The sequence below is a fragment of the Aeromonas sp. S15(2024) genome (assembly GCF_041402265.1).
GTDB classification, from domain to species: Bacteria; Pseudomonadota; Gammaproteobacteria; order Enterobacterales; family Aeromonadaceae; genus Aeromonas; species Aeromonas dhakensis.
Genome location: NZ_JBGLQY010000007.1, coordinates 138,644 through 161,241, shown reverse-complemented (window position 1 = coordinate 161,241; position 22,598 = coordinate 138,644). Strand labels below are relative to the sequence as shown.

Below are 22,598 nucleotides of genomic sequence, written 5' to 3'. Positions count from 1 at the left end.
ATCATTCCTGCCATTTTCAGCCTCCTCCTCTCTTTTTGCCCGATGGATCCGGATTTTCATATTAAGACAGGAGTAAGCAATGAGCCCGATCAATGTCGCCAAGTTTGGCGGAACCAGCGTCGCCAACGCGGCAGCCATGAACAACTGCGCCGATGTGGTGCTGGCCAACCCTGCCACCCGGGTGGTGGTGCTGAGCGCCAGCGCCGGCGTCACCAACCTGCTGGTGGCACTGGCTCAGGGCGATCTGGACGAGGCGGGCCAGGAGGCGCAACTGGCCAGACTGGCCGAGATCCAGCAGGCCATTCTGACCGAGCTGGGTGATCCTAGCGATCTGAGCGACCTCATCCACGGCCAGCTCGGCGAGATCCGCACCATGGCACGCCAGGCCCATCTGCACACCGATGCCGAACTGGCTGATCGCCTCATCGCCTGCGGCGAGCTGATGTCCACCCGCCTCTTTACCGAACTGCTGCGCCAGCGCGGCGTGAAAGCCTGCTGGCAGGATGCGCGCCAGTTGCTGCGAACCGACAGCCGCTTTGGCAAGGCCAGCGTGGATCTGGCCGCCACCCGCGCCCTCTGCCAGGCCGCGCTGGGCCCCCAGCTTGGGGACAGCCTCATCATCACCCAGGGCTTCATCGGTGCCGACGGCGATGGCCGCACCACCACCCTGGGCCGCGGCGGCTCCGACTACAGCGCGGCCCTCCTGGCCGAGGCGCTCGACGCCGGCAGCATCGAGATCTGGACCGACGTGCCCGGCATCTACACCACGGATCCGCGCCTGGTTACCCGCGCCCGCCCCATCCCCGAGATCAGCTTCGTGGAGGCGGCCGAGATGGCCACCTTCGGCGCCAAGGTGCTGCACCCGGCCACCTTGCAGCCGGCGGTGCGCCGCGACATCCCGGTGTTTGTCGGCTCTGCCAAGGATCCGGCCGCCGGCGGCACCTGGATCCGCGCCAGCACCCGCACCAATCCGCTGTTTCGCGCCGTGGCCCTGCGCCGCAACCAGGTGCTGGTGACCCTGCACAGCCTCAACATGTTCCACGCCTACGGTTTCCTGGCCGAGGTGTTTGGCATCCTGGCCCGCCACCGCATCTCGGTGGATCTCATCACCACCTCCGAGGTGAGCGTGTCGCTGACCCTGGATCACACCGGCAGCCAGAGCAACGGCGAACCCATCCTCAATGACAAGGTGCTGGCGGAGCTCGGCCAGCTGTGCAAGGTGCAGGTGGAGACAGGGCTGGCGCTGGTGGCGCTCATCGGCAACCGGATGAGCGAGGCGGTCGGGGTGGGCAGTCAGGTCTTTGACGCCATTCGAGAACACAACATTCGCATGATCTGTTACGGCGCCAGCGCCCACAACCTCTGCTTTTTGGTCAAGGAGGACGAGGCGGGCCACATCGTCAACCGCCTCCATCAGGAGCTGCTCGACTAAGGGGCAGTCAGCTCGCCAGGATCAACAGAGGGGCCACCGGGCCCCTCTTTCTATACAGGGTGATTTTGGGATGAGAGAGTCGAGCGCCCCTAGCCCGCCGTAGTCAGCGCCGGCAGCAGGTTGGCCCGGATCTCCTCGCGCAGCCCTTCCAGCCGGCGCAGCAGCGCCCCCTGATCCAGCCCCGCCTCGTCGGGACCCAGGTTGTCCGCCAGTTCGGCGTAATGTTCGGTCACAGCCTGCTCCAGCCAGTCGAGCCGGCGCAGGGTAAGCGGGCCACAGCTCTTGCCGCTGAGATCGTCGGCAATGTCGAGCCGGTGGCTGCGATACATGTCGCGCCACCAGTTGGCGGCGAGCGCCTCTTCGCTGGCGAGCGCCGATCTCCACTCGCCCAAGAGCCCCTGCAAGCGGGCCAGCACCGGCGCACTCGCCCCCTCCCGAGTCAGGTGCTGCAGCTCCCGCTGCGCCCAATTGACGCACAGGCCGCGCCAGTAGCGAAACTGCGGCAGCGGATCCGGCTCGTCTAGCCACAGGCCCGAGAGGGTGCGGGTCTCCAGCCGTTCAGGTACGTGAAAACCGGGATCGGTGAGGCCGTTGGAGTTGAATTCATGGCGAGGATCGAAGGGCCACATGTAGCCAAAGTCGAACACGCTGATCTGCTGACCGTCGTCCAGCAGGTTGCCAGGGCTCGGATCCCAGTCAAACCAGCCCCAGTGGGCCAGCTCAGCCTGCACCGCCAGCATCTGCGCCAGGTTGCGCTCGTTGAGATCATGCACCGGCACGCCTCGCAGCCAGGGGGAGACCAGCACCCCGGCCCGGGCCGAGCCAAAGCTGGTGCAGACCACGTTGGCCAGGATGGTGGGGTGCAACTCCCGCAGGGCCTCAATCTCCCGGCGGCGCTCCAGCTCGGTCAGAAAAGCGGTTCTGCCGTCCACGTTGGCCACCAGGGAGTCGTGCCGGCGCCGCTTCAGGCACCAGTGATGTCCCTCCACCTTGAGGTGGAACACCTCGGCGGTGAGGCCGTGACGATAGACCTTGAGCACGGCCGGATGATCCTCCTTGAGACGCACCAGCTGGGCCACCGAGAGGGGACAGTCCTGCTCGCGCCCGATCCGGATCTCCTCCTTGCTCTCCAGCATGCGGAGCAACCTTGCCTGACGTGCCGCTACTTTGGGATTCATACATGTACCTCCATCCATATTGAGAGACTAAGCAGCAAGGCTGGAGCAGACCAGCGGCAAAGCGTCATGATGACGCTTTCATCACAGAATGAGTGTGCCCCCCGGATCGGGATCACAGTTTGCATGGATCCACTGTCACGCAACCTTCATTGTTTGGTCATTAAATTGACAACAAGGAACAAGCCCATCACCATCGGGTCAAATTAAATGCAGCAGCCATGCATCTCCGTCACTCGCTCAAAGGATGAGCTCATATGAAATCCCCCACTTCAGCGCGCTTGCCAGCCAGGGTCTCCGGTCTCCCCGCCCTGCTGCTGGGCATGCTGGCCGCGCTGCTGCTGCTGACCCTGTTGCTGCCGCAGATCAATCCCGCCAGCTGGCTCGGCCGGGCCCAACCGCTGGTGCTGGGGCCAGCGGACAACCCCATCGCCACCCTCACCCGCCACGCCCTGCTCTACAAGAGCGACAGCCGCGGTCTCTATCTGGTGGTACGCAGCCAGTGGCAACTGCGGGGGCCGCTGCAGGAGGGGGACAAGGTCAGGGTGGAGCTGCTCAACGACAGGGGTGAGCGCATCGATCAGCTGAGCCAGCCGGTGGACAAACGCCAACAGTGCCGCAAGGGGCGCTGCACCCTGGATCTCAACAGCACCCTGCGCGCCCCCGACGACGCCCTGGCCAGCCGCTATCAGCTGCGGATCGGCCTGCTGCTCAAGGAGAGGCCGGAGAGCGGCGAGTTCAGCCAGATCCTGCAGACCCTGCCGGAGCGAGGCTTCAACCTCACCTATCTCTGTACCAGTCTGCTGCTGGTGCTGGCCCTGAGTGCCGCCGTGCTGAAGGTGGTGCTGCCCACCCTCAGGCGCAATCTGCGCTGGCGCATCGCCGGCAGTCTGCTGCTCGGCAACCTCACCTTCGTGCTGCTGCATGGCTTCGTGGTGTTCAAGCTGGGGGAATTTCTGCTCTGGTCAGGCTTTCGTCCCGAGCACTACTACCTCGCCTGGGGCAGCATGGTGCTGGGCTGGAGCCTCTGCGCGCTGGCGGGGTTCAACCTCTATATGGGGCTGGTTTTCACGGCGTTGTCAGGCATCGGGTTGCTCGCCAACTTCATGAAGATCGCCATCTACGGGGTACCGCTCGGGGGGGACGATCTCGGCAACCTGGTGGCACTGCTGCGCATCCTGCTGGAGCAGCACCCTGTGTTGCCGCTGCTGGGCGGTGCGATCGCCCTTTTCTTGTGCTGGCGCTTCGCCCTGTCGCGCTGGATCCTGCGCACCGCCGCCGCTACCGCCGCCTTCTTTGCGCTGTGCGTATTTGCCACCCAGACCGGCAACAAGCTGCTGGGGCCCAACATTCGCTACGTGGACAGAGCGGTCAACTACCACAGGGACATCATCCGCTCGGGGCCCGGCCTCTATCTGTTCAACCTGGTGGACGAGATGTTGCAAAGCGGCAGCGTGTTTCGCTATCCCTTGCAGATCAACGAGTTCACCCCCCAGCTCAGCCACGTCAGCCTGAACCAGCCGCCCCGCTTCGATCTGGTGATCGTGCTGCAATATGAATCCCTCTGGCTCGGCTGGCAGGGCAAGATCTGCGCGCCTCCCCCTACCCTGAGCCTGCCGGCCAGCGTGCAGCAGTGGCACAAGACCATCCACTCCCCCACCACCGGCGGCATGACGGTGCTGGCGGAGTTCGAGATGAACACCGGCCTGCCGGTGGGGCTGCTCAAGCAGGGGGTGGTGCCCTACTACTACCTCTCGGAGCAGGTGCCGGGCCTGGCGCAGAGTGCGAAGCAAAGCGGCTACCGGACCCTGTTTGCCCACCCTTATGTGGAAAAGTTCTGGGGCCGCGCCAAGGCGATCCCGGCCCTTGGCTACGAAGAGCGCTGGTTCGACAACCGTTTCACCACGCTCGAGCATAAGGGGCTCTATATCTCGGATGATGCGTTGATCGACCACCTGCTCAAGCGCAGCGAGCAGGATGAGCAGCCGCTGTTCGCCTACGCGGTCACCATGCAGGGGCACGGCCCCTTCGACGGGGATCGCTACCAGGCCCAGCAGCTCGACAAGGCCTGCCCGGATCAGAGCGAGGCCGATCGCCAGCTGCTCAACACCTACTACACCGGCGTGGTGGATGCCATGGCATCGCTGGAGCATCTGCTGACCAGCCTGGATCGCTCAGGCAAACGCTACCTGGTGGTGGCTTTTGGCGATCACCAACCATTCCTGATGTCGGCCGGCAAGGGCATCCTCGGTGACAAGCCACCCCGCGATGCCAGCTACCAGATCCCCATGATGGCCTTTGCCCGCGCCGATGATGCCCTCAATCTGGCGACCCAGTTCGACCCGGTACGCCAGCTCTATCAGATGGGCCAGGCCACCCGTCAGCTGCTGGCGGGTGACATGACCCCTCTCCCGGATCAGGCCCTGCTTCATCCCGTGCTGGGAGAGGAGAAGGGATTCGACGTCTCCCCCCTGGTGCCACAGATCCGCGCCAGCTTCCGGCCCGATGCCCTGCCTTGAGCCCCGTAGCGACGGGATAGATGACAAAGAGGTCGCCCAGGCGACCTCTTTGTCTATGTGCCGATGCGACTATGGCAGCCGGTGCGAACTCACTCGCCGAGCCAGGACTCGCACAGGGTGAGACTCTGGGCCTCGAGATCCAGTTCGGCCTCGATGCCAAGGGGCAGCGTCAGCATGGGGTGGGTGTGGGCGCAGTAATACTCCGCCAGAATGGGGAAGGTCGGCTCCCCCACCACCTCCAGCAGGATGTCGAGCGGCCGCCGGCCGCTGCCCTGACTGTCGAACAGCTCGTGTTTGCCGAGCACCAGGGCGCCGATGCGATCAAACACCCCGCACAACTTGAGGTGGGCAAACGAGCGCTCCACCGTCTCTGCCAGATGAAGGCTGTCTTCCAGCAGCAGAATGTCCCCTTGCTCGATGGCCGGCATATAAGGGGAGCCCCAGATCCCCGCCAGGGTGTTGAGGTTGCCGCCAATGAGCCGGCCCCGCACCCGACCTGTGCCCACCGAGATCAGCCGGTTTGGCCGGCACTGCTTGGCCCGGCTCTGCTGCTCCCAGTCAAGCCGCTCCTCGGTCCATTGCGCCGGGGTCGGCACTGTGTGAGGCACGGCGGCGCCACCGGCCTGGCAGATCTGGCGAAAGCCCGCCAGGGTCTCGTCCACCAGCGGCGAGAGCTCGCCAAAAGAGGCCACCAGCGCCGGTCCGTAGAAGGTGACGAGGCCGGTGCGGGCATGAATGCCGAGCAGCAGGGCCGTCACGTCGGAGTAGCCAATGATGATTTTGGGGTCGCGCATGAGCGCATCAAAATCGAGATAGGGCAGCAGGGAGTTGGAGTTGCTGCCGCCAATCACCGACATGATGCAGCGCACCTCTGGATCGCGAATGAGGGCATTGAGCTCGGCAGCCCGGGCGGCGATGGAGCCGGAGCGCCAGTGATCGCGCTGGCCGGTGAGGCTGCCCGCCTTGAGTCTGAAGCCCTGCCCTTCCAGAAACGCCCCGGCACGGGCAAAGCGGTTTGGCGCCCAGGCGGTGGCCGCACTGGAGGGGGAGAAAAAGCCGATGGTATCGCCGGGCTTGAGCCCCGGCGGCTTGAGTATTGTCATCGCAAACGGTCCTGTTCCAGATCTGGCCATCCAGGGCATGGCAGCCACAAGAAAGGACTCATAATAACCATGACATGGCCGTCAAGGCACCAAGAAAAGATGGCAGATCAGATAGTAACCGACGCCACCCGGCTGGTGATCACGAAGTCGAGACCCGCATGGGAGATAGCGTGGCTCACTTGCCCGCCGGCTGAACCCAGAAGCGACGCCCCCATGCCTGGCTTATCTCGTCAAAGGAGCCATCGCGGTGCATCTGCTCCAGCGCAGCCTGCAGGCCTTCGATAATGGCGGCATCCGTGTTGCGGCTGAAGGCAAAATAGAACGACTTGGTCTCCTGAAACTCAAACATGGGGACAAACTCCGAGTAGTGATGGCCCAAGGTCTCTATGTGGTAGGCGGCCCCCATCTGCATGGCTGGCGCGACGTCGGCCCTGCCATGCAGCAGCATGCGAAACTTGTCGTCCTCGTCGTGCACCAGCACCAGATTGAGCCCTTTCTCCGCCAGTTCGATGGCCAGCGCCGAGTCGCGTACCACCGCGATCCGCCAGGGGGCTAGGTCAGCCAGCTGATGGCCCACCACATCGTCACGCTTTGCCAGGCGATACACCCAGGTGACGCGAGGCCCGATAGGGCCGACCCAATGAAAGAGCGCCTCACGCTCGGGCAGCCGTATCATGCTGAAGATGACGGTATTGGGGTCATATTGCGCCATCTGATAGGCCCGCGCCCAGGGCAGGAGCTGGATGCCCTTGCGGTCGAGCCCGATGCCGCTGACCTCCAGCATTCGCTTGAGCAGATCCACCGACAGCCCCGTCACCTGGCCGTCCTTGTCCCGATAGTTGTATGGGGGGAGCTCCTCCGTCACCGCCTGAATGGTGGCCCCCATGGCGCTCCCCAGCCAGCACCACAGCAATACCCAGCGCAGAATATGGAGCATGATTGCACCCTCGAGCTGACTCTCTTGTCATGAGTATGATGGACGCGAACAACACAATACAGGCAGGCGGGCAAGTACATGTCAGGGCGCTGGCATCCCCCATCCGCTGGGAAGAGCGCAATAAAAAACCGGCAGCAGGTTGCCGGTTTTTTCATGGCATCAAGGCGTCAGACCAACACGGCGGTCCCGCTGATGCTGACCATCAGCATGCTGCCGCTTTGCCCCACCACCTCGTAGTCGATGTCGATGCCGACCACCGCATTGGCACCCAGCGCCGCGGCGCGCTCCCTGAGCTCGTCGAAGGCGATTTCCCGGGCCCGGGCCAGCTCTTTCTCATAGGCGCCGGCGCGGCCGCCGATGATATCGCGGATCCCGGCAAACAGATCCTTGAACACATTGGCGCCGAGAATGGCTTCACCCACCACGATGCCGCGGTACTCGCGAATGGTCTTGCCTTCCAGGGTGGGGGTAGTTGAGAGGATCATCTGGGTTTCCTTGTGGATTGAACTGGGGGACAGCCTAAAGCAGCCAAGGGGGAGCAGGCAAGCAGGGAGACCCGGTTTGCCCCTGGTGGAGCATGGCGGCACGGGCCTGCCAGCACGGATCCCGTGCGCGTCGACGACGTGGCACCTGTCCACATTCAGCGACGGAAGGCGACATCGAGCCGCCGCATGGCCTGCTCCGACAGCCCCTTTCATTAGCCGATCCGGCTCAAACATCAAGTGACAAAAGTGTCAGTTGTGGCTCATTTTGCCTTTCCCTAGGGTGAGTCTGTCCCGGCCATGGACCGGAGACAGACCCACTTCTCATGAGGAGAGCAGCATGATGCAGCAGGATACCCGACTACCTCACCCCACCCTCGCACCGGGGGTATGTTCCCCCGCCAGCCAGCTCGCCGACACCGCCATGGAGACCATGTCATGACCACGATCGCCACCCTGGATCTGGGGGATCAGGGTCTGCTGGCAGCCTACCTGTCGGCGACCTCGCCCGCCCTGCTCAACCAGACCTATGCGAACTTGTTGTTGATGCAGCAGTCATTGGCCAACAGCGAGATCGACTCCACCCTCGCGGTCAAAATCGAGGCCTACCAGGCCCAGATGATGAGTCAGGCACGCTACTACCAGCAGACCAACCTGTCCGGCCTCATCCACCTGCTGAGCAACGGCTCCAACTTCTACGCCCTGGTCGCCGCGTTCAATCGCCTGCTTGGCCAGGAAGAAGACGCCGCCGTGCTCGCGGGTCGCGCCCGGCTGGCCGAGCAGCTGACGTCTCTCGCCGATCAGGCCCTGAGCTACCGGCTCAATGCCCAGGCACTCAATACCCGCGTGCAGGTGGCCTGGGGATCCCTGCGCCCCCTGATGGAGCAGTTCAATGGCGTCATCACCCAGCTCGAGCAGGATCTGATGGCCGATGCCAAGCGCCAGACCGAGATCATTGATGCCCTCAACCAGGCGATTGCCGCCAATATTCAGGCCATCGTCGATGAGGGTGGCAAGGCCGGTGAAGGGGTCAACCAGCTGGGGCGGGCCATCGTCACCTCGCTGACGCTGGAACAAAAACCGGCCGACAAGGAGGCCAAACCCGCCACGTCGCAGGAGATAGCCAAACAGACAGACCAGCAGACCCAGTACATGGTCTCCGGTCTCAAGGCGATCTCATCGGGCATTGCCGGCTCCAGCCTGGCGGCCCGCGAGCTCAAGACCAACACCGACAAACTGGCCGAGGCCTACCAGGCGCTGGCCGCCACCAACACCCTGCTGAGCGTGGCCAAGTCGGTGCAGGCGCAAAACCAGCTGTTTGTCGACACCTACAGCCGGGTTGCCGATGCCGTCACCCAGCTGCCGGCTGGCTGGCAGAAGGTGGCCGACGCCTATCAAGGGGCGGTACCCGTGGTCGCCGACCTCAACAGCCCCGACGACGTGCGCCAGCTGCGGCGCACCCTGGCGCTCAACACCCAGTCCTGGCTGCTGCTCGCAGGCCAGGTTGACGACATCAAGGCAGCCTACGCCGGCAACGGCATCCTGCCCGACGCTTAATCCCACCACGCAAGGACACGCCAAATGACCAACGCAACAACCATCACCATGGACCAGGGGATGGCCAACCAGGCTTCCCAGGCCCTGCAGATCCAGACCTACTGCAACAGCGTCAAGCAGCAGGTGCCGGTGGACTTCAGCCAGTTCCCGAACCTCAAGGACAACCAGACCCAGATCAACCAGGGGCTCGATCTGGCGAAGGGGCACGCCGACCTCTATCTCAATACCGTCCAGCCGCAGATCATCACCAACATCAGCAACATCTCCAACTACTTTGCCCTGCAAAACGCCATTCCGGCCGTGCTGCCGCCCGGCTCCACCAAGGCGCAATGGCTCAGGCAACTGAGCGTCATCAAGGAGCAGGCCACCGAGTATCAACGGCTCTCCGCCGACACCCGTCTGGTGATCGTCAATCTCAACAACAACCTCATCACCGACTCCAGCAACTTCCAGGGCATAGTGGTGAACCTCAACAGCAAGGTGCAGGGGGACAACGGGGTACTCGCCCAGCTCAACGGTGACATCGACAAGGTGAACGCGGCCATCGACGGCGCCATCGCCGGCATCGTCGCCGGGGGGCTGCTGGTGATTGGCGGCGCCTTCGTCACCGCCATCGGCGCCGTGGCGGACTTCGTCACCGCCGGCACCTCGACCCCGGTGGTCATCGGCGGGGTCGCCATGATGGTGGCCGGGGCCGGCGGCATCACGGCTGGCGCCATCGTGCTGCACAACTCCCTCGGTACCCGCCAGGATCTGTACCAGAAACGCAGCAACCTCAACAGCGAGGTACTGATCGCCACCCAGATCGGCAACGGCTACAAGGGGCTGCAGGTGCAGGCGCAAAACGCCGTCACCGCGGCCACCCAGATGAGCAACGCCTGGGACGCCCTCACCTCCGATCTGGGCAGCCTGATCACCGATCTGGACAAGGGGATCACCAGCGGCGACGACATCCGCCAGCTCTGGCTGACCGCCGCCGACACCACGGTCAAGACGGTGCTCACCGACGTGACCACCATCAAGGCCCAGATGGCCGGCGTGAGCCCGCTGCAAGTGCCGCAGACCGACACCATCGCCAACTTCGTGGCGCGCCTGGCCGCCTAACCCCCGGGAGGGCGGCCTGGCCGCCCTCTTTCACAAGGAGACCCCATGAGCAACGGCATTCTTTCCCAATCCATTGCCAACATGCAGCAGGCCGAAGCGACCATTCAGTCCTTCAGCGGGCTGCCGCAAAACGCCGTCAACATCCAGCAGAACGTCGGTGAGGTGGTCGCGGCCCTGCTGCCCCAGGTGCAAACCATGCAGCAGCAGGTGCTGGCGTTTGCTGGCCGCCTGGAGACGCAACTGACCCAGCAGCTGGCCAATAGCGGCCCCTTCAACCCAGACGCCCTCAAGGCGTTTGTCGATCAGGTCCAGCAGGAGATAACCCCTATCCAGACCCTGACCGCCCAGACCCTGACCGCCAGCCAGGCGGCCAACGATCGCATCACGCAGGACAACATAGCGTTGCAGCGGATCGGCGTGGAGCTGCAGGCCACCATCGCCGGGCTGCAGTCCAACCTGGCCGGCGCCCGGCAGGAGCTGGACTCCCTCAACAAGAAGAAGCTCTACCTGCTGGGGCTGGGACTGCTGGGGCTGCCAGGCCTCATCGCCCTGGCCGTCACCCTGACGCAGACCCAGAACAAGGTGAGCAGCCTGGAGGGGCAGGTAAACCAGATTGAGGGGCAGATCCAGCGTCAGCAAGGCTTCCTCGGCCAGACGACGGCCTTCTCCCAGCAGTTCGGCTCTCTCATCGATCGAGTGAGCAAGGTGGGCAACACCATCACCCTGCTCGGTGGCGACATTGCCAACGTCGCCCGCGATGCCGGGCAAGGGGATCCGGAACTGGCGCGGCTCTTCTTCACCGCCGCCCTCACCGAGGTGCGCACCCTGCAGGTGGACGCCTCCTGATACGACCGCAACAAAAAAGGAGAGGCCAGGGCCTCTCCTTTTTCATGGTGCGCGTTGCATGGTGCACGGGGTCATTGTCGCCCCAGCACGTTTGCCCCAGGCTGCTTAGTGCAGCTTCAGGGTCGGGCGCAGCACCCGGTTGATGCGGCCCACCAGCATGATGAGACCGGTCTTGATGTAGCCGTGCAGGGCAATCTGGTGCATCCGGTAGAGCGAGATGTAGACCAGACGGGCGATATAGCCCTCCACCATCATGGAGCCGCGCATCAGGTTGCCCATCAGGCTGCCCACGGTGGAGAAGCGGCTCAGGGACACCAGCGAACCGTGGTCGTGGTAGAGGTAGGGCTTGAGCTCGCCACCGTTCATCTTGGCCAGGATGTTCTTGAACGCCTGGGTCGCCATCTGGTGGGCGGACTGGGCGCGCGGCGGCACGAACTTGCCATCCGGCTGCGGGCAGGCGGCGCAGTCACCGATGACGAAGATGTTTTCGTCGCGGGTGGTCTGCAGGGTCTCTTTCACCACCAGCTGGTTGATGCGGTTGGTCTCAAGACCGGCGATATCCTTCATGAAGTCCGGCGCCTTGATACCGGCCGCCCACACCATCAGATCCGCTTCAATCAGCTCGCCATCCTTGGTGTGCAGACCATCGGCGGTCGCTTCGGTGATCATGGTGGCGGTACGCACGTCCACGCCGAGCTTGACCAGCTCCTGATGGGCGGCGCCACTGATGCGCTCCGGCAGGGCCGGCAGGATGCGGGGGCCCGCTTCCACCAGGGTCACCTTGAGGCTGTCGGTGGTCAGGTTCTTGAAGCCATAGGCGTAGAGCTGCTCCACCGCGTTGTAGAGCTCGGCAGAGAGCTCGACGCCGGTGGCGCCGCCGCCGACGATGGCAATCTTCACCTTGTCGCCCGGCTGGTATTCGGTGGCGAACTGCAGGAAGCGGTTCATCATGCTGTTGTGGAAGCGGTGCGCCTGGGAGGGGCTGTCCAGGAAGATGCAGTGATCCTTGATGCCCTTGGTGTTGAAGTCGTTGGAGACGGAACCGATGGCCATCACAAGGTAGTCGTAGGGCAGCTCGCGCTCGTTGACCACGATGTCGCCGTTCTCGTCGACGATCTTCGCCAGCACGATGCGTTTCTCGTCGCGCTTGATGTCGGTGAGGGTACCGAGCTGGAAGTCGAAGCCGTGGTTCTTGGCGTGGGACTGGTAGCTCAGGGCGTCGATACCCGCGTCCATGGAGCCGGTGGCCACTTCGTGCAACAGGGGTTTCCACAGGTGGGTACGGTTGCGATCAACCAGGGTGATCTTGGCCTTGTTCTTCTTGCCCAGCTTGCGGCCCAGGCTGGTAGCCAGCTCCAGACCGCCGGCACCGCCGCCGACGACAACAATATTGGTCATGGTTAATTACCTCGGTTCCATTAAAGCGAAGGGAGCCATCGGCTCCCTTGATAGTTGAATCCATGACGTGACGATCAATCAGGCTTCTTTGAAAGCCTTCATCTGCTGCAGGTGATGAGAGATGTTCTTGAACTTGTGCGTCTCTCGTTCATCCCACACGATGTTGTAATAATTCTTCAATTCACGCTCAGTTTCGCCATTATCGCGCACTTCATCCTGAACGGAAAGGATGCAGAGGCAATTTCCTGAATTTTTACTACGAAACTCAGACACACATTTGGTGCCGATATCTTCGTACTCTTCCGGCCGGTCGATCTTGCCCTGCATGTTGATCTCGGGGTGCAGGTTGGGGTTGAAGATCACCTGCTTGATGCCGCACAGAAAGCCGATGCGCTCGCTCCAATAACCACCCAGTCCCACCCCGCAGATGAGGGGCTTGGGATCGGTACTCATGTCGAGCTGCTTCTTCACTTCCTTGAGCAGGTGGCTCATGTCATGACGGGGGTGAACCGTGCTGTAGTGCACGAAACGTACATCATCATCGATAAACTGCAACTGCAGCACTTTCTCGTGATTGCCTGGGCTGGTGGCATCGAAGCCATGCAGATAGATGATCATGGATAAGACCTCAGGATCTGTGTCGGTTTTATCGAAACTACCCTAGCGGCAGGGCCCTGCGCCACCAAAACATCCAACTTTCTTGCTTTGGATCACGCCCTCTGTTGCGGATGAAACCAGAGCGGCGGAACCGGCTCGCCATCGGCTATCAATCTGAGAGCCAGACCGACCGAAATGATAACCGGGCTACCAATCTGACAGCCCTCCCCTGCCGGTAGGAAAACGATTGGCAGCCATCGATGCTGTCAAGCGTGATCCCGCCTGCAAAAATGCGCATGAACAGGGCCAACAGGCCCCCATTCATGCCGACCGAGCACGGTTCCTGCACTCCCCCTGTGATGCAGCGCGAAGGCGACCTTCGTCTGCGTGGCCGGATCCTGGTCGACCCGGTCCTCATCCATGAACGGGACAGCCAGCCTGCCCCATCTTGCCCGGCCAGAGCCGCCGGGTCGCAAGGAGTGATCTGTTCATGCACCAGACCCAGCCCCCCGGGGCGGCCAAGGGCCGCGCCATCGACGAAGTGGAGCGCCTGCTCCCCCCCGGCCAGCTCTTTACCCTCGGCCTGCAGCATGTGCTGGTGATGTATGCCGGCGCCGTGGCGGTGCCGCTGGTCATCGGCGGCAGCCTGGGGCTGCCCAAGGATCAAATCTCGTATCTCATCAGTTCGGATCTCTTCTGCTGCGGTATCGTCACCCTGCTGCAGTGCCTTGGCATCGGCCGTTTTGCCGGGATCCGCCTGCCGGTCATCATGTCGGTCACCTTCGCCGCCGTCATGCCCATGCTGGCGATCGGCGCCAACCCGGCGCTGGGGCTGACCGGCATCTTTGGCGCCACCATCGCCGCCGGCATCCTCTCCACCCTGCTGGTGCCGCTCATCGGCCGCTTGATGCCGCTCTTCCCCACCGTGGTGACCGGGGTGGTGATCACCTCCATCGGCATCAGCATCATGCAGGTAGGCATCGACTGGATGGCGGGGGGCAAGGGCAACCCCGAGTACGGCAGCCTGCGCTACATCGGCACCAGCTTTCTGGTGCTGGCCTTCATCCTGCTGGTGACCCGCTTCACCAAGGGCTTTTTCAGCAACATCTCGGTGCTGCTCGGCATCCTGTTCGGCTTCGGGGTGGCCATCGCCATGGGGGAAGTGAGCCTGGACGGCCTGAGTGAAGCGGCCTGGTTCGCTCCCATAGTGCCGTTCGCCTTCGGCTGGCCCACCTTCGATCCCATCTCCATCGCCACCCTCACCGTCATCATGCTGATCACCTTCATCGAGTCGATGGGGATGTTTCTGGCGCTCGGCGACATCGTCGGCCACCCGGCCAGCCGGGGCGACATAGTGCGTGGCCTGCGGGTGGACGGCATCGGCACCATCATAGGCGGCATCTTCAACAGCTTCCCTCACACCTCCTTCTCCCAGAACATCGGGCTGGTGAGCGTGACCGGGGTGTCGAGCCGCTGGGTCTGCGTCATGTCGGGGGGGATCCTGCTCGCCTTCGGCCTGGTGCCCAAGATGTCGGTGCTGGTCGCCTCCATTCCCCCCTTCGTGCTCGGCGGCGCCGGCATAGTCATGTTCGGCATGGTGCTGGCCACCGGCATCCGCATCCTGGCCAGGGCCGACTACAACAGCAATCGCCACAACCTCTACATCGTCGCCATCAGCTTAGGGATAGGCATGATCCCCACCGTCTCCGGCGCCTTCTTCCAACACTTCCCCGCTGCCCTGCAGCCGTTGTTTCATAGCGGCATCCTCTTGGCCACCCTCAGCTCGGTGCTGCTCAACCTCTTTTTCAACGGCTACCAGCCGGACCTGCGCCACCAGCCGAGGCCCCTGCTGGTAGGGCCGGTGCGCCCGCCCGCTCAGCCGCAACCGGGCAAACCCGCCCAATAAAAACCGCCGGGCAGCATGGCTGCCCGGCGGTTTCATTCAGCAACACTGCGCTAGCCGCGGGTCTGGGCGAAGCGCTCCACCGCCGCTTCCACCAGCGCCAGGCTCCCCTGCCAGAAGGCGCTCTGGCGAATGTCCTGCCCCAGGTGCTTGGCCACCAGATCTTCTGCGCTCATGCGGCCGGTATCGCGCAGCAGGTCGCGATAGGCCTGGGCCACATTCTGTTCTCCGGCTTTCTGGCGATTCATCAGCTGCTGATAGACGCCGAGGCTGAACAGATAACCGAACAGATAGGGGTAGTTGTAAAAGCCAAACCCGGCGATGGAGAAGTGCGCCTTGGCCGCCCAGAACAGGGGGTGATAACGGCACAGACTCTGCTCGTACCAGCGACCCCAGGCCTCGTCGGTCAGCGCCTTGAGCCGCGCCGGCGAGACATAGCCAGACGCCCGCTCCGCCACCAGGGCGCGCTCGAAATCGAAACGAGCCGGGATATTGACCAGGAAGGTGGCGGCGCCGTCGGCTTCCGCCCAGGCGATGGCCTGCTGCTCTTCGGGGGTCTGCGCCTGCTCGAACAGGGCGCTGCGCACCAGGGTCTCGGCGAAGATGGAGGCGGTCTCCGCCAGCGTCATGGGGTAACGACGCTGGCTCATGGGCAGATCGCGAATGAGCCAGTTGTGCCAGGCGTGGCCGAGCTCGTGGGCCAGCGTGATGACGTTGTCCATGGTGCCGGCATAGGTGATGAAGACCCGCGGCTCCACCGGCTCGGCAAACTTGGTGCAGTAGGCCCCGGTGCGCCGGTTGGGGGTGGGCGCGGCATCGATCCACCCCTTTTCGGCCATCATGCAGGCAAACTCGCCCATCTCGGGATCAAAACGAGAGAACGCCTCGGCGATGATCTCGATCGCCTCCTCGAACGGGATCTCGCGGCTCACCGCGGCCGGCGGCGGGGCAAACAAATCCTCCGGCCCCAGCTCCTCGATGCCGAGGCGCTCGGCCATCAGCCCCAGCGCCCGCTGACCGAGCCCCCGTGCGCACCAGGTCTCCTGCATCAGGGTATCCAGGGTCGCCCGCTCGATGTGGCTCTGATGGCAGGAGAGATCGAGCGCATCGAGCTGGCGGCTGCGGCCGCGCTGGCGCGAAAGCTCAAGCCGCCAGCCGTTGAGGGCGTTGAGGATGGCGGCCACCGTCTCCTGCTCCCCCTCCCAGCCGGCGCTGATGGCATCGAACGCTTCCCGGCGCAGGGCCCGAAGCGGGCTGGAGAGCAGGTTGCTCGCCTCGGCCAGCCCCATCTCGCGGCCATCGATCACCAGCCGGATCTTGCCCACCAGATCGTTGTAGAGGTTACCCCAGGCGTGCAGGCCGTCGGTACCAAGGCCAATTACCAACTGCTCAGCCTCCACCGGCAGGCGCTGATCCTGCAAAAGGCGCTCGTGGCGCAGCCGGTACGCCTCCTCCCCCAGCAGGGAGTCGGCCATCAGCTGTTCAAATTCGGGTTCCGGCAGGGCCAGCATCAGATCCTCGACCGGGGCCAGGGTCTTGAACAGATCGGCATTGAGGGCGCGGGCACGGGAGGCCAGCTGCTTGGCCAGCTCGTCGCGGGCATCCTGACTGCCACGGCAGGCCGCCAGCACGGCCAGGTTCCAGCCAATGTTGTGAATGTCCCGAGTCCGCAGCCGCACCTCGCGCAGGAAATCCTGCAGCGCCTGCGCATTGGCCCGGGCGGCGGCAAGCCCCTCGATAAACTGGCCGAGCTCCTCCAGACTGGCGCGCGCCAGGGCGAGATCCGCGCTCACCTGCGGGCAGTCGAGGGCGGGATAGATATGCTGGTTTTGCCACTGTTGTGGGTAGATTCGTTGCTGCATCAAACGCTCGTCATCAGGTTGCGGGGCCGGGCCCCGTTGAATGCGTGTGGCGAGCCACAGGGCCCGCCACCAGGATAAAAACGGCCGGGCTACCTACACCAGCCGCTCGAGGCGGGCGACCGCCTCTTCCACATAATCGAGGCTCTCCTGCCAGAAGGCAGGCTCACGAATGTCGACCCCCAAATGCTTCTCCACCAGCTCTTCTGCGCTCATGCGGCCGGTGTCGCGCAGCAGCTCCCGATAGGCGTGGACGAACTCGCGCCCCGCCCGCGCCTGCTGGGCATAGAGCCCCAGGCTGAACAGGTAGCCAAACAGATAGGGGTAGTTGTAGAACCCGAGCTCGGCGATGGAGAAGTGGCCCTTGCTGGCCCAGAACAGCTCGTCATATTGACTCAGGGTGTCACCATACCACTGCTGCTGCGCCGATTTCATCATCTGCCGCAGCTGGCCGGCCCCCACATAACCCTCCTCCCGCGCCGCCACCAGGGCCCGTTCGAAGGTAAAGCGGGCCGGCACGTCGAGCAGCAAGCTGGCGGCCCGCTCCCCATCCAGCCAGGCGATGGCCCGGCGCTGCTCCATGTTGTCGGTGGCCGCCAGCAGGGCATCGCGCACCAGCGCCTCGGCAAACAGGGAAGCTGTCTCTGCCAGCGTCTTGGGGTAGTCACGCTGCTCCAGCGGCAACTCCCGCATAAGCCAGCTGTGCCAGGCGTGCCCCAACTCATGAGCGAGCGTGATGACGTTGTCCAGGGTCCCCTCGAAGGTGAGAAACACCCGTGGCTCGGGCGGCTCGGCATACTCGGTACTGTAGGCGCCGTTGCGCCGCTGTTCGCTCGGGGCAGCGTCAATCCAGCCATTGGCCGCCATCATGCGGGCAAACGCCCCCATCTCGGGATCAAACCCGGCGAAGGCATCGGCCACCAGGGTCAGCGCCTGCTCGAAGCTGATGAGGCTGCTCGCCCCGACAGGCGCCGGGGCATAGAGATCCCAGGGGGCGAAGTCGTTGATCTGCTGGGCGCAGGCCATGGCGCGCAGGGCGCGCCGCCCCAGCTCCTTGTGCTCGCCGGCCGCCGTCATCAGGGTCTCCAGGGTGGCCCGCTCCAGGTGCCCCTGATGGCAGGAGAGATCGAGCGCATCCCACTTGCGTTCCTTGCCGCGCAGGCGAGCCAGCTCGTTGCGCCAGCCGTTGATGGCGTTGAGGATGGCAGCCACCGTCTCCTGCTCCGCCCCCCAGGCCGCCTGGATGGCCTGCCAGGCCGCGGCGCGCCGAGACCGCTGCGGGTGGGCCAGCAGGTTGTCCGCCTGGGCCAGCCCCATGGGCTGCCCCTCCACCACCGGCCTGAGCCTTCCGACCAGGCTACCGTAGAGATCCCCCCACCCCTGCAGGCCATCCACGCTCAGCCCCGCGATCAACTGCTCGCTCTCGAGCGACAACCACTGATCCCGCTGGCGCCGGTCGTGGCGAATGGCGTAGGCGAGCTCGAACAGCTCGGGATCCTGCAACAGGGAGCGTACCTGCTCCTCGGGGGCACGCACCCAGAACAGGGCCACCGGTTTGCAGAGCTGGGCCAGGCTTGCCTGCAACTGCTGGCCGCGGGAGAGCAGCAGCCGGGCCGCCTCGTCGCGCCCGTCCCGGCTGAGCCGGTTGTAGCCGTAAGTCTGCCAGTTCCACTCCAGCAGGCGTACCTCGCGCCAGCAGGCACGGATGGCCCGCAGCAGATGGCGCAAAGCATTGGTGTCGTTGGTCTTGGGGAGTTCATCCAGCAGGGGGTGCAGGCGCTTCATGGCCTCACGGGCACGCTGGAAGTCGGCGTCGATCGCCGGGCAGTCAGGGGTGGCATAGATGTGATCATCCAGCCAAACGGGTGGTTTCATGACGTTCCTTGTCTGTTTGCATCCATGTGGGTTGACCCCGCCTCTGTGAGCGGGTGTCAACCGGATAGTACGAAAGGAGGCCGGCCCTTGCCTAGCCCCCATCCGAGGCAACAGACGAGACAGTATCTGACGGGATGGCCCTCCATCGCGGGAAATGCCCCGCCGACAGTCAGGTCACTGGCACTATTTGGCGGGCTTGAGCTTGCTCACCAGGGTCATGGCCAGCACCAGCACCAGCCCGGCCACCACGCCGGCCACGGCGTTGAGCAGGGTCGGCGTCACCAGTGCGAGGGCGGCGCCGACCGCAGGCAGGGTGGCCACGGCAGCGGCAGCCCCTTCAATCAGGTGGTGCACAAAAGGCCAGCCGTGTACCAGGATGCCGCCCCCCACCATGAACATGGCGATGGTGCCGACCAGCGCCAGCAGGTGCATCAGCCGCGGCGCCGTCACCAGCAGCCCCTGCCCCACCGCCCGGCGCAGGGCGCCACCATCGGGCTTTTGCAGCAGGTGCAGGCCGATGTCGTCGAGCTTGACGATGAGCCCCACCAGGCCGTAAACCCCCACCGTCATCAATACGGCAATGCCCGCCACCACCGACAGTTGCAGTGCCAGGCTGGCTCCCTGCACGGTGCCGAGGGCGATGACGATGATCTCGGCCGAGAGGATGAAATCGGTGCGAATGGCCCCCTTCACCTTCTGCTGCTCGAAGGCGACCAAATCATCGGGAATAGATGCGGTATGCGCCTCCCCCTCGCTCGCCTCATGGGGCAGAAACTTGTGGGCCAGCTTCTCGGCCCCCTCGAAACAGAGGTAGGCGCCCCCCAGCATCAGGAGCGGGGTGATGAGCCAGGGCACCAAAGCGCTGATGGCGATGGCGGCCGGCACCAGAATAAGCTTGTTGCGAAACGACCCCTTGGCCACCGCCCACACCACCGGCAGCTCCCGCTCGGCACGCACCCCGGAGACCTGCTCGGCGTTGAGAGCCAGATCGTCCCCCAGCACCCCGGCAGTCTTCTTCGCCGCCACCTTGGTCATCAACGCCACGTCGTCGAGTACGCTGGCAATATCGTCAATCAGGGCCAACAAACTGGTTCCGGCCATATCAGAGAATCCTTATGTCAGTAGAAGAGAGCTTCCCGCAGCACACCACGCCCTTGTTGGCCACGACCTTGGTCATCAGCGCCATGTCATCGAGTACGCTGGCAATATCGCCCGGCAGGGCCAACAAACTGGTTCCGGCCATATCAGAAAATCCTCATCAGGGTAGTCAGGGTCCCACGGTTCACCGGCGGCAACTGCCGATGTCGAGAGCGATACCGGCCGAAGGGGGATCCCTATTGCGGGAAAAGATGGCACAGTGTAACCAGAAGCTGCCCGTTCGGCAGCAACCACATCAGGGTCATTTGGCCTTGTTTCATCCGGTGCCCGCAGGCCCAAGGAGTATTCCATGCAACCCTGGCAACCGCTGATCGCATTCTGGTTTGGCGAAGAGAGTGACGACGTCACCCGCGCCAAACGCCAAGCACCCCTCTGGTGGGGCAAAAACAGCGCCACCGACGCCCTGCTCGCCAGTCGCTTCGGTGACCAGGCCGCAGCAGCAGCCGCCGGTGAGCTCGCCCACTGGGCCGAATCGGCCGAGGGCCGGCTGGCCCTGATCCTGTTGCTGGACCAGCTGCCGCGCAACATCCACCGCGGCACCCCGGCCGCCTTTGCCCAGGATGCCAAGGCGCGGGATCTCTGCCTCAAGGGGCTCTCGCTGGGGGCGGATCTGGCGCTGCCACCGCTGGGGCGGGTCTTTTTCTACCTGCCGCTGGAACACGCCGAATCCCGCGAGCAGCAGGCCAGAAGCGTGACCCTGTTCGAGGGACTGGCAGCCGAACAGGCTGAGGGCCCGGCGCGGGAGACCTTCGCCGGCTTTGCCGACTTTGCCCGCCGCCATCAGGTGATCGTCGAGCGTTTTGGCCGCTTCCCCCACCGCAACGCCATCCTGGGCCGTGCGAGCACAGAGGAAGAGGCAGCCTTCCTGCTGCAACCGGGGTCAGGTTTCTGACCCATAAAAAAATCCCCGCCATGTGGCGGGGAGCTGGCACCCATCGTGATCACTGAATGCGATAACGAGAGATCTGCTGATGAATATTCTCGGTGGTCACATTCAACTCTTCCGCCGCAGCCGATGTCTCTTCCGCCGTGCTGCTGGTCTGTTGGACGACCTGGGCAATCTGCTCCACCTGATGGGCAATGGACTCCGCCGCCGAGCTCTGTTCGCGAATCGCGATGGTGATCTCACCGACCTGATCCATGACGCGATGGGAAGCATGACGGATCTGGGTAATGATCTCCCCGCTTTCAGTGGCCATGGCCACCCCCTGCGCTACTTTCTCTTCCACCTGAACCATCTTGGTCACCGTGAGCTGGGAGCCCTGTTGAATCGCCTCCACCGTCTCCGAGATCTCCCTGGTTGATTGGGCCGTCCGCTCCGCCAGTTTGCGTACCTCGTCAGCCACCACGGCAAAACCTCGACCCTGTTCACCGGCTCGCGCGGCTTCAATGGCCGCATTCAACGCCAGCAAGTTGGTCTGCCCCGCCACATCGCTGATCACGTTCACCACGCCACCGATCCGGGAAATGCCATCACCCAATGCCGACACTTCGCTGGAAGCCTGACGAATGGCCTCTGCGATCTCGTTGATGGCTTTCACCGTTCTGTCTATCGTGGTCCCCCCATCGCTGGCGAGCTTGCCGGATTCATTGGTGATGCGGCTGGCCTCCTGGGTTCGCTGGGAAATATCCGTGATGCTCACCGTCATCTCCTCCACCCCGGCGGCAATGAGACTGGTGGCATCGTTGGCCTGGCTCGCCGACGAGGCAAGGTGATGGGCCGCCTGGGAGAGCGACTCGGCCGTGCTCTTTATCTGCAGGCTGCCCACTGAAAACTCGGTAAAGGTTTGCTGCAAGGTGTCCAGCAGACGGTTGACGGCCGAGAGGGTCAGGCCAATCTCATCTTGCTGGGCCACCTTGGCCCGCAAGGTAAAGTTCAAATTGTGCTGAATATCGGAGAGCGTCGCCATCGCCAGCCGCAGTGGATTGGCGACCTGTCTAAACAACCAGATAAACAGCACCAGGGTCAATATTCCGGTACCGCAAGAAATAAACAGCATGGTCTGGAGGCTATTGTCGTAGTTCTTTTCACCCTGCAGTTTGACTACCGCCCCCAAATCAATGTTGAATTTCACATGTTTATCTATGGCCTTGGAAAACTGTTCGAACAGTGGCATGACATTGCTGGCGATAAAGTCTCTGGCCTCGGTGTTTTTATTATCACGAGACAATATCAGGACCTTTTCTATCTCCTGATAATATTGCTCAATGATGCGCTGATCATCCGTCGTCAGTTGCCGATCCTCTTCATTGGAGAGCATATCGGCTTGGTATTTTTGCAACAGAGAGCGGATTTCAGTACGCAGATCTGCAATGCCCGTCTCAATCTGATTCATCTTGCTGTTGTCGGTATTGAGCACATGGGTCTGGATCAAGGCGTGCAATGCGTAAAAATCGGCTTGTACCTGTTTGATGAGGGAGATGCTGGGCACCGTATTGTCGGTGACATAGCCGAGATCAGTGTCGGCAGCAGAGAGTCGGTTGATGCTGAACCAGCTGAGAAAGGTCAGGGCCAGCATAACCAGCAGGGCAATGAGTTGAAGCCGGCGAGCAATGTTCATAAAGGCATACTCCGTTAATAAACTCCATTGCAGTGTAGACGATGGGCAACCTCCGGATGGCCCGTAAAATGTGCGCATCCTTGCACATCTGT

General features: G+C 63.4%; 18 protein-coding genes. 7 read left to right on the top strand and 11 right to left on the bottom strand.

Annotated features, from left to right (window positions below; translation table 11 throughout):
- The first annotated feature begins 79 nt into the window (after positions 1 to 79).
- Positions 80 to 1,432 (top strand): lysine-sensitive aspartokinase 3, encoded by a 1,353-nt coding sequence (gene lysC, locus ACB033_RS15570; protein ID WP_371140594.1) that lies wholly within the window; start codon positions 80 to 82, stop codon positions 1,430 to 1,432.
- An 89-nt stretch (positions 1,433 to 1,521) separates the two neighbouring features.
- On the opposite strand, the gene ACB033_RS15565 is transcribed toward lysC, so the two are convergent.
- Complete coding sequence (locus ACB033_RS15565; protein ID WP_017786786.1) at positions 1,522 to 2,610, bottom strand: hypothetical protein; 1,089 nt, start codon at positions 2,608 to 2,610, stop codon at positions 1,522 to 1,524.
- Positions 2,611 to 2,864: 254 nt separating this feature from the next.
- Between ACB033_RS15565 and ACB033_RS15560 the strand changes: the two genes are divergently transcribed.
- Positions 2,865 to 5,126: an LTA synthase family protein gene (locus tag ACB033_RS15560; RefSeq protein ID WP_371140593.1), complete on the top strand. Its 2,262-nt coding sequence runs from the start codon at positions 2,865 to 2,867 to the stop codon at positions 5,124 to 5,126.
- An 89-nt stretch (positions 5,127 to 5,215) separates the two neighbouring features.
- Here ACB033_RS15560 and ACB033_RS15555 read toward each other — a convergent pair whose 3' ends face one another.
- The 3 genes from ACB033_RS15555 to ACB033_RS15545 all read right to left on the bottom strand — a co-directional run bounded on the left by ACB033_RS15555 (position 5,216) and on the right by ACB033_RS15545 (position 7,651).
- Positions 5,216 to 6,229, bottom strand: coding sequence for a S66 peptidase family protein (locus ACB033_RS15555; protein ID WP_371140592.1), 1,014 nt, complete (start codon positions 6,227 to 6,229; stop codon positions 5,216 to 5,218).
- A gap of 175 nt (positions 6,230 to 6,404) precedes the next feature.
- Positions 6,405 to 7,166: an ABC transporter substrate-binding protein gene (locus tag ACB033_RS15550; protein ID WP_024941133.1), complete on the bottom strand. Its 762-nt coding sequence runs from the start codon at positions 7,164 to 7,166 to the stop codon at positions 6,405 to 6,407.
- Positions 7,167 to 7,333: 167 nt separating this feature from the next.
- On the bottom strand, positions 7,334 to 7,651 hold the full coding sequence (locus ACB033_RS15545) for a heavy metal-binding domain-containing protein (protein ID WP_005302101.1): 318 nt from the start codon (positions 7,649 to 7,651) through the stop codon (positions 7,334 to 7,336).
- A gap of 435 nt (positions 7,652 to 8,086) precedes the next feature.
- On the opposite strand from ACB033_RS15545, the gene ACB033_RS15540 reads away from it, so the two are divergent.
- From ACB033_RS15540 to ACB033_RS15530, 3 genes are read left to right on the top strand one after another with little or no spacing between them, the layout of a single operon-like run.
- Entirely contained in the window at positions 8,087 to 9,205 is a 1,119-nt protein-coding gene (locus ACB033_RS15540) for an HBL/NHE enterotoxin family protein (protein WP_117403241.1), read from the top strand.
- A 24-nt stretch (positions 9,206 to 9,229) separates the two neighbouring features.
- Positions 9,230 to 10,309 (top strand): HBL/NHE enterotoxin family protein, encoded by a 1,080-nt coding sequence (locus ACB033_RS15535; protein WP_005302109.1) that lies wholly within the window; start codon positions 9,230 to 9,232, stop codon positions 10,307 to 10,309.
- Positions 10,310 to 10,354: 45 nt separating this feature from the next.
- A complete protein-coding gene (locus ACB033_RS15530; protein ID WP_211029921.1) occupies positions 10,355 to 11,155 on the top strand; it encodes a hypothetical protein in 801 nt (266 codons plus the stop codon).
- A 105-nt stretch (positions 11,156 to 11,260) separates the two neighbouring features.
- On the opposite strand, the gene ACB033_RS15525 is transcribed toward ACB033_RS15530, so the two are convergent.
- Complete coding sequence (locus ACB033_RS15525) at positions 11,261 to 12,553, bottom strand: NAD(P)/FAD-dependent oxidoreductase (RefSeq protein WP_010633673.1); 1,293 nt, start codon at positions 12,551 to 12,553, stop codon at positions 11,261 to 11,263.
- Between the two features lie 78 nt (positions 12,554 to 12,631).
- Positions 12,632 to 13,171 carry an alpha/beta hydrolase YcfP gene (gene ycfP, locus ACB033_RS15520; RefSeq protein WP_005302119.1) on the bottom strand — a complete coding sequence of 180 codons (540 nt, stop codon included), beginning with the start codon at positions 13,169 to 13,171 and terminating at the stop codon, positions 12,632 to 12,634.
- Positions 13,172 to 13,640: 469 nt separating this feature from the next.
- On the opposite strand from ycfP, the gene ACB033_RS15515 reads away from it, so the two are divergent.
- Entirely contained in the window at positions 13,641 to 15,056 is a 1,416-nt protein-coding gene (locus ACB033_RS15515) for a nucleobase:cation symporter-2 family protein (protein ID WP_371140591.1), read from the top strand.
- Positions 15,057 to 15,106: 50 nt separating this feature from the next.
- Here ACB033_RS15515 and ACB033_RS15510 read toward each other — a convergent pair whose 3' ends face one another.
- From ACB033_RS15510 to ACB033_RS15495, 4 genes are all read right to left on the bottom strand, one after another.
- Positions 15,107 to 16,915 carry a M3 family oligoendopeptidase gene (locus ACB033_RS15510; RefSeq protein WP_226008661.1) on the bottom strand — a complete coding sequence of 603 codons (1,809 nt, stop codon included), beginning with the start codon at positions 16,913 to 16,915 and terminating at the stop codon, positions 15,107 to 15,109.
- Positions 16,916 to 17,008: 93 nt separating this feature from the next.
- Positions 17,009 to 18,787 (bottom strand): M3 family oligoendopeptidase, encoded by a 1,779-nt coding sequence (locus tag ACB033_RS15505; protein ID WP_371140590.1) that lies wholly within the window; start codon positions 18,785 to 18,787, stop codon positions 17,009 to 17,011.
- 183 nt (positions 18,788 to 18,970) lie between these two features.
- Positions 18,971 to 19,888 carry a DUF808 domain-containing protein gene (locus ACB033_RS15500; protein ID WP_017786777.1) on the bottom strand — a complete coding sequence of 306 codons (918 nt, stop codon included), beginning with the start codon at positions 19,886 to 19,888 and terminating at the stop codon, positions 18,971 to 18,973.
- A gap of 1 nt (position 19,889) precedes the next feature.
- A complete protein-coding gene (locus tag ACB033_RS15495) occupies positions 19,890 to 20,030 on the bottom strand; it encodes a hypothetical protein (protein WP_162852091.1) in 141 nt (46 codons plus the stop codon).
- A gap of 204 nt (positions 20,031 to 20,234) precedes the next feature.
- Between ACB033_RS15495 and ACB033_RS15490 the strand changes: the two genes are divergently transcribed.
- Positions 20,235 to 20,837: a DUF924 family protein gene (locus tag ACB033_RS15490; RefSeq protein ID WP_139724070.1), complete on the top strand. Its 603-nt coding sequence runs from the start codon at positions 20,235 to 20,237 to the stop codon at positions 20,835 to 20,837.
- Positions 20,838 to 20,886: 49 nt separating this feature from the next.
- Here ACB033_RS15490 and ACB033_RS15485 read toward each other — a convergent pair whose 3' ends face one another.
- Positions 20,887 to 22,506, bottom strand: a complete 1,620-nt coding sequence (locus ACB033_RS15485) for a methyl-accepting chemotaxis protein (RefSeq protein WP_139724068.1) — start codon at positions 22,504 to 22,506, stop codon at positions 20,887 to 20,889.
- Positions 22,507 to 22,598: the final 92 nt, after the last annotated feature.

Coding starts and splice junctions, on each gene's coding strand:
- lysC (WP_371140594.1), top strand. CDS start 80: ATGAGCCCGATCAATGTCGCCAAGTTTGGCGGAACCAGCGTCGCCAAC.
- ACB033_RS15565 (WP_017786786.1), bottom strand. CDS start 2,610: ATGAATCCCAAAGTAGCGGCACGTCAGGCAAGGTTGCTCCGCATGCTG.
- ACB033_RS15560 (WP_371140593.1), top strand. CDS start 2,865: ATGAAATCCCCCACTTCAGCGCGCTTGCCAGCCAGGGTCTCCGGTCTC.
- ACB033_RS15555 (WP_371140592.1), bottom strand. CDS start 6,229: ATGACAATACTCAAGCCGCCGGGGCTCAAGCCCGGCGATACCATCGGC.
- ACB033_RS15550 (WP_024941133.1), bottom strand. CDS start 7,166: ATGCTCCATATTCTGCGCTGGGTATTGCTGTGGTGCTGGCTGGGGAGC.
- ACB033_RS15545 (WP_005302101.1), bottom strand. CDS start 7,651: ATGATCCTCTCAACTACCCCCACCCTGGAAGGCAAGACCATTCGCGAG.
- ACB033_RS15540 (WP_117403241.1), top strand. CDS start 8,087: ATGACCACGATCGCCACCCTGGATCTGGGGGATCAGGGTCTGCTGGCA.
- ACB033_RS15535 (WP_005302109.1), top strand. CDS start 9,230: ATGACCAACGCAACAACCATCACCATGGACCAGGGGATGGCCAACCAG.
- ACB033_RS15530 (WP_211029921.1), top strand. CDS start 10,355: ATGAGCAACGGCATTCTTTCCCAATCCATTGCCAACATGCAGCAGGCC.
- ACB033_RS15525 (WP_010633673.1), bottom strand. CDS start 12,553: ATGACCAATATTGTTGTCGTCGGCGGCGGTGCCGGCGGTCTGGAGCTG.
- ycfP (WP_005302119.1), bottom strand. CDS start 13,171: ATGATCATCTATCTGCATGGCTTCGATGCCACCAGCCCAGGCAATCAC.
- ACB033_RS15515 (WP_371140591.1), top strand. CDS start 13,641: ATGCACCAGACCCAGCCCCCCGGGGCGGCCAAGGGCCGCGCCATCGAC.
- ACB033_RS15510 (WP_226008661.1), bottom strand. CDS start 16,915: ATGCAGCAACGAATCTACCCACAACAGTGGCAAAACCAGCATATCTAT.
- ACB033_RS15505 (WP_371140590.1), bottom strand. CDS start 18,787: ATGAAACCACCCGTTTGGCTGGATGATCACATCTATGCCACCCCTGAC.
- ACB033_RS15500 (WP_017786777.1), bottom strand. CDS start 19,888: ATGGCCGGAACCAGTTTGTTGGCCCTGATTGACGATATTGCCAGCGTA.
- ACB033_RS15495 (WP_162852091.1), bottom strand. CDS start 20,030: ATGGCCGGAACCAGTTTGTTGGCCCTGCCGGGCGATATTGCCAGCGTA.
- ACB033_RS15490 (WP_139724070.1), top strand. CDS start 20,235: ATGCAACCCTGGCAACCGCTGATCGCATTCTGGTTTGGCGAAGAGAGT.
- ACB033_RS15485 (WP_139724068.1), bottom strand. CDS start 22,506: ATGAACATTGCTCGCCGGCTTCAACTCATTGCCCTGCTGGTTATGCTG.